Annotated in this window: 5 protein-coding genes and 1 pseudogene; 3 read left to right on the top strand and 3 right to left on the bottom strand. The window is 74.8% G+C overall.

Annotated elements, in window-relative coordinates; genetic code table 11:
- Positions 1–77 precede the first annotated feature (77 nt).
- Both GTW67_RS02980 and GTW67_RS02975 read right to left on the bottom strand, forming a co-directional pair.
- Positions 78–1,460: an amidase gene (locus GTW67_RS02980; RefSeq protein WP_161163228.1), complete on the bottom strand. Its 1,383-nt coding sequence runs from the start codon at positions 1,458–1,460 to the stop codon at positions 78–80.
- Positions 1,461–1,473: 13 nt separating this feature from the next.
- Complete coding sequence (locus GTW67_RS02975) at positions 1,474–2,421, bottom strand: D-2-hydroxyacid dehydrogenase (RefSeq protein WP_161163227.1); 948 nt, start codon at positions 2,419–2,421, stop codon at positions 1,474–1,476.
- A gap of 186 nt (positions 2,422–2,607) precedes the next feature.
- Between GTW67_RS02975 and GTW67_RS02970 the strand changes: the two genes are divergently transcribed.
- From GTW67_RS02970 to GTW67_RS02960, 3 genes are all read left to right on the top strand, one after another.
- The gene (locus GTW67_RS02970) at positions 2,608–3,444 is read left to right on the top strand and encodes a maleate cis-trans isomerase family protein (protein WP_161163226.1); all 837 of its coding nucleotides are present in this window, start codon (positions 2,608–2,610) and stop codon (positions 3,442–3,444) included.
- Positions 3,441–4,172 carry a maleate cis-trans isomerase family protein gene (locus GTW67_RS02965; protein WP_161163225.1) on the top strand — a complete coding sequence of 244 codons (732 nt, stop codon included), beginning with the start codon at positions 3,441–3,443 and terminating at the stop codon, positions 4,170–4,172. The genes GTW67_RS02970 and GTW67_RS02965 overlap by 4 nt, the downstream gene beginning before the upstream one ends.
- Positions 4,173–4,317: 145 nt before the next feature.
- Entirely contained in the window at positions 4,318–4,770 is a 453-nt protein-coding gene (locus tag GTW67_RS02960) for an iron chaperone (RefSeq protein WP_161163224.1), read from the top strand.
- Here GTW67_RS02960 and GTW67_RS02955 read toward each other — a convergent pair.
- Positions 4,715–5,662: pseudogene (locus tag GTW67_RS02955) on the bottom strand (ATPase); the annotation flags it as partial. The gene GTW67_RS02960 and the pseudogene GTW67_RS02955 sit on opposite strands and share 56 nt — an antisense overlap.

Genomic DNA, 5,662 nt, shown 5'->3' with positions numbered 1-5,662 from the left:
GGGCGGCACGGGTGGGCGCAGCGGCACCCCGTCAGCGCCGGGCCGCGAAACCCACCGCCGCCCAGCCCCCACCCCGCTCACTGACAGGGCGACGCCGCGTAGAACGCATGCGCCGCCCGCAGCACCAGATCGTCCCGATGCCGCGCAGCCACCAACTGGAGCCCGACGGGCAACCCGCCCCCGTCCCACCCCACCGGCACCGTCCCCGCCGGCTGCTGCGTCAGATTGAACGGATACGTGAACGGCGTCCACCCCGTCCACCGCCGCTGCCCCGACCCCACCGGCACCTCCACCCCCGCCTCGAACGCCGTCACCGGCAGCGTCGGCGTCACCAGCAGGTCGTACGCCTCATGGAAGCGCCCCATCCGCCGCCCCAACTCCATCCGCACATCCACCGCGGCCAGATAATCCAGCGCCGAGTACCGCGCCCCCACCCCCACGACCTCCCGCAGCCCCGGATCCAGCACCTCCCGCTGCGCCGCCCGCAACCCCTGTACGACCCGCGCCGCCCCGCTGAACCACAGGGTGTGGAAGGCGTCCACCGGATCCGCGAAGTCCGGGTCGGCCTCCGTGACGTACGCGCCCAGCTCCGCCAGCCGCTGCACCGCCCGCCGTACCGCCGTCGCCACCGCCGGACGCACCGCCACCTGCCCGCCGAGCGAGGGCGAGTACGCCACCCGCAGCCCCCGCACCCCGCCCGACAGGGCCACGGAGTACGAGCCGGGCGCCGGGCCCAGCGCCGACCAGTCGCGGGCGTCGGGCGTGCCGATCACGTCCAGCATCAGCGCCGCGTCCGCCGCGTCCCGGGTCATCGGGCCGACGTGCGCCAGCGTGCCGAAGGCGCTCGCCGGGTACAGCGGCACCCGCCCGTACGTCGGTTTCAGGCCGAAGATCCCGCAGAAGGACGCCGGGATGCGCACGCTGCCGCCGCCGTCCGTGCCGAGCGCCAGCGGCCCCGCGCCCAGCGCCACGGCCGCCGCCGCGCCCCCGCTGGAGCCGCCCGCGGTGCGGGACGGGTCGTGCGGGTTGCGGGTGACGCCGCTGAGCGGAGAGTCGGTCACGCCCTTCCAGCCGTACTCGGGCGTCGTCGTCTTGCCGACGAACACCGCGCCGTGCTCACGCAGCCGGGCCACCGACGGCGCGTCCTCCTCCCAGGGGCCGTCCGGGGAGACGGCCAGGGAGCCGCGCAGGGTCGGGTGGCCGCGCATCAGCAGGATGTCCTTGACGGTGACCGGTACTCCGTCCAGCCGCCCGCCCGGCTCCCCGCGCCGCCACCGCTCCTCCGACCGCCGCGCCTGCTCCAGCGCCTTCTCGCCGGTCAGCCGGACGAACGCGTTGACCTCCGGCTGGATCCGCTCGGCCCGCTCCAGCACCGCCCGTGTGACCTCCACGGGACTGAACTCGCCCTTGCGGTACCCGTCGACGAGCTGCACGGCGGTCAGCTCGGTGAGGTCGGTCATGCACCCTCCCGTTTCAGTGTCCGGGCACGTATCCGCGCTTCTTGTCGACCACGTTCGGCAGCGGCTCGCCCGCCGCCCACCGCTCGAACAACTCCACGAACTGCACACCGAGTTCGTCCCGCCAGCCGACCGTGTCGCCGCTCATGTGCGGGGAGACGATCAGCCCGGGCACCTCCCACAACGGGCTGTCGGGGCCGAGGGGTTCGTGCTCGAAGACGTCCAGCGCGGCGCCCGCGATCCACCGCTCGGACAGGGCCTTCGCGAGGTCGGTCTCGACGACCAGCTGTCCGCGTCCGACGTTGACGAAGCGGGCGGAGGGCTGCATCACGCCGAAGCGGCGGGCGTCGAACATGCCGCGCGTGTCGTCGGTGAGCGGCGCCGCGGCCACCACCCAGTCGGCGCGGGCCAGCAGCCGGTCCAGGTCCTCCGGTCCGTGCACCCCCGGCCGCGCGGCCCGGCCGGCCAGCGCCGTGGTGACGCCGAGGGCCTTCAGCGTGCCGGCGATCGCCCGCCCGATCGGCCCGGAGCCGACCACGCAGGCACGCGTTCCGGCCACCCGCAGCGACTCGCGGTGCCGCCAGGTCCGCTCCCGCTGGAGCTCCAGCGTGCGGGGCAGGTCCTTGGCCATCGCCAGCACCAGGGCGGCGACGTACTCGGCGATGGGCCGGTCGAAGACGCCGCGCGCGTTGGTCACCACCGTGTCGGAGTCCGCCAGCTCGGGGCACATCAGATGGTCGACGCCCGCGCTCGCCGTGTGCACCCAGCGCGGGCGCGGTCCGCCGCCCGGCCAGGCCCGGCGCACGGCGCGCGACCGGAAGTCCCACACGAGCAGCACGTCGGCGTCCGGCAGCCGCTCGGCGAGAGTCGACTCGTCCGCGTGCACGATCCGGACCCGGCCGGTCAGCCGGCCCAGCCGGGGCGGGGGTTCGGCGTCCAGGACGAGGAGGGTGGGCAGGGTCATCGGCGGCGTGCCTCCGGGGACGGGGGAGGGGCGGCGGTCGGTCCGGCGACGGGGAGTTAACCGGCTGTTGACCAGCTGGTGACGCGGGCGGATTGACCACGCTCGCACCGGAACCTACCTTCGTCAACACGGCCGTGCGTACGGTGCGTTGTCCACCCCTTCCTCAGCGTGAGGCCGGTGCGTGCCATGGACATCTCCTTTCTCGGCGGACCAGCTCCGCAACGCGGCGTCGGCGTGGTCGCCCCGTTCGACTTCGCACTCGACCGCGAGCTGTGGCGGTGGGTGCCCGACGAGGTCTCCCTGCACATGACGCGTACCCCTTACGTGCCCGTCGAGGTGAGCCTGGACCTCGCCCGGATGGTCAGCGAGCACGAGACGCTCGGCGAGGCCGTGCGCACCCTCAACGCCATCGCCCCCGAGGTCGTCGCCTACGCCTGCACGTCCGGCAGCTTCGTCGGCGGCGTCGCCGGCGAGCGCGCGATGTGCGAGGCGATGACCTGGGCGGGCGCGGTCCCGTCCGTCACCACCTCGGGCGCCCTGCTGGACGCGCTGACCGAGCTGGGCGCACACCGGGTCGCGCTGGTGACGCCGTACACCGTGTCGGTGACCCGGGCACTGGAGGAGTACGTCGCCGAGGGCGGCGTCACCGTCACCGGCTGCGCGTTCATGGGGCTGACCCGGCACATCTGGAAGGTCCCCTACCGCGAGGTGGCCGAGATGGCACGCCGGGCCGTGCCCCACCCGGGGGCGGCCGACGCGCTGTTCATCTCCTGCACCAACCTGCCCACCTACGACGTCATCCCGCAGCTGGAGGCCGAGCTGCGGATGCCGGTGATCTCGGCCAACCAAGTGACGATGTGGGCGGCGCTGCGCCGACTGGGTACCCGTGCCGTGGGGCCGTACCAGGCGCTGACCGACCCGGCGGCGCGGACCGGCCCCGCGGTGCCGGGGCCGGCCGGCCCCGTACTGCCAGAGACGCCGGACGTCCCTGGCACGGAACAGCAGCAGGAAGGGTGGACATGACAGCACTGGGATTCCTGTACCCGGGCCACTCCGGCGAGGACGACTACCCACGCATCGAGCAGCTCCTGGGCAGCGACATCCGAGTGGACCTGGTGCACACCGACATCGGCGAGGACGCGCACCGCGTCGACGCGCTGCGCGAGATGGGCTCGCCGCGGCGGCTGGAGGCGGGCACGGCGGAACTGCGCCTGGCCGGCGCGGACGCCGTGGTGTGGGCCTGCACCAGCGGCAGCTTCGTGCACGGCTGGGACGGCGCCCAGGACCAGGTGCGCTCCCTGGCCCGGACGGCGGGCCTGCCCGCCTCCTCGACCTCCTTCGCCTTCGTGCACGCGGCGAAGGAACTCGGGGTGCGCCGGGTCGCGGTCGGCGCGACGTACCCGGACGACGTGGCGGAGCTCTTCGCGGACTTCCTGCGCGCCGGCGGCGTGGAGGCCGTCTCGGTGGTCGGCTCCGGCATCATCACCGCCGCGGAGGTCGGCACCTGGACCGAGACCGAGGTGCTGGCGCTGGCCCGCTCCGCCGACCGCCCGGACGCGGAGGCGGTGCTCCTGCCGGACACGGCCCTGCACACGGCGGCGCACATCCCGGTCCTGGAGAAGGAGCTGGGCAAGCCGGTCCTCACCGCCAACCAGGTCACCGTCTGGGAGGGGCTGCGGCTGGCCGACCGGCGGGTCAACGCCCCGGAGCTGGGGGCGCTGTTCACGCGGGAGCCGGTGGTCCAGGTGTGAGACAGGGGCCTTCTCCGTGGTGCTTTCCGTGGCCGGCACGGAGGCGTGGCCGGTCCGGGCGCGACAGGCTGTGAACACAGCGGTCGGGCCGGACACCGGACACCGGCCGATCGTGCACACGACCACGACGACCACGGGAGTGACCATGACCGCCACCGGCAACGGCACGTACGAGGGTTTCACGGCCGACGAGCGCGCCGCGATGAAGGAGCACGCCCAGGAGCAGAAGAAGGCGGCGCGGCGCGGCTCGAAGGCGGACAAGGCGGCGGAGGCCGAGCGGGACCTGCTCGCGAAGATCGCCGAGATGCAGGACTCCGACCGGATCATGGCCGAGCGCGTCCACGCCGTCGTCACGGCCACGGCCCCCGGTCTCGCGCCGAAGCTCTGGTACGGGATGCCGGCCTACGCGCTGGACGGCAAGGTCCTCTGCTTCTTCCAGAGCGCGGCGAAGTTCAAGGCCCGCTACGCGACGCTCGGCTTCAACGACCCGGCCCGGCTGGACGACGGCACGATGTGGCCGACCGCCTTCGCCCTGACCGAGGTCACGCCCGAGGTGGAGACGCGCATCGCGGCGCTGGTGAAGCAGGCGGTGAGCTAGGCGTGAGGCCCAGGTCCTTGAGCGCGGCCTCGCCGGTGGTGGCGTGGTCGCCGCCGGCGAGGAGCAGGGTGCGCGCCGACTGGTAGGGGCAGCCGGCCGCGTCGAAGGCCGCCGCGGCGGCGAGCTGCCCCGGCAGGTCACCGTCGAGCAGGGCCCGTGCGCGCTCCACCTGGGCGGTGGCGACCGGGTTCCCGGCGACCGTCTTCCGCGCGGCCTCGACCCGGGCCCGGGCCTCCGGGTGCCCGGCGAGCACCGACGCCTCCGCCCGGAGAGCCACGTACCAGTGCAGCCAGATCCAGCACACCCACTTCCACACCTCTTCGGGGTCCGGGGCGAGCCGTTCCAGCGCGGCCACGGGGTCCCCGTGGTGGAGCAGGACCATGGCGTCGAGGACCGCGCCGTAGCCGAGGCGGTGCTGCTCGGGTGCCGTGTCCGCCCGGTCGACGACCGCCAGCCACGCCGCCCGCCGGTCGTGCTCGCCGCGCAGGCCGTGCACCATGGCGACCGACGCGGCGGCGGCGCCCAGGGACAGCGACGGGCGGCGGCCACTGTGCTCCCACGCGTCGAGGAACCGCGTACTGCGGGCGAGCACCTCGTCGCCGTGCCCGGCGAACGCGTCCGCGGTCAGCAGCCACGCCGTGGCGTGATGGCCGGCCTCGGCGAGCAGCGGGTGGCCGGCGAGCTGTCCGCCCCACCGCCGGGCATCCGCCAGCGCCCCCACGCCGAGGGCGTTGCCGGCGGCCATGGCGAGGGCGTCCATCGACTCGTGGGTACGGGCCGGGGTGGGCGCGAGTGGGGCCAGGACGCCGACCCGGCGCCGGGCGGCCGCCGCGCCGGCGAAGGCGTCACCGGCCCAGCTCCGGGCGCCGGACAGCGCGTCGAGGGCGGCGGA

Source organism: Streptomyces sp. SID5910, from assembly GCF_009862125.1.
In the GTDB taxonomy this organism is placed as follows: Bacteria; Actinomycetota; Actinomycetes; order Streptomycetales; family Streptomycetaceae; genus Streptomyces.
Note: the sequence above shows the minus strand (reverse complement) of the source record. Positions and strands in the feature narration are given on the sequence as shown.

Excerpts from the sequence above, each read along its gene's own strand:
- GTW67_RS02980 (WP_161163228.1), bottom strand. The coding sequence starts at position 1,460 with ATGACCGACCTCACCGAGCTGACCGCCGTGCAGCTCGTCGACGGGTAC.
- GTW67_RS02975 (WP_161163227.1), bottom strand. The coding sequence starts at position 2,421 with ATGACCCTGCCCACCCTCCTCGTCCTGGACGCCGAACCCCCGCCCCGG.
- GTW67_RS02970 (WP_161163226.1), top strand. The coding sequence starts at position 2,608 with ATGGACATCTCCTTTCTCGGCGGACCAGCTCCGCAACGCGGCGTCGGC.
- GTW67_RS02965 (WP_161163225.1), top strand. The coding sequence starts at position 3,441 with ATGACAGCACTGGGATTCCTGTACCCGGGCCACTCCGGCGAGGACGAC.
- GTW67_RS02960 (WP_161163224.1), top strand. The coding sequence starts at position 4,318 with ATGACCGCCACCGGCAACGGCACGTACGAGGGTTTCACGGCCGACGAG.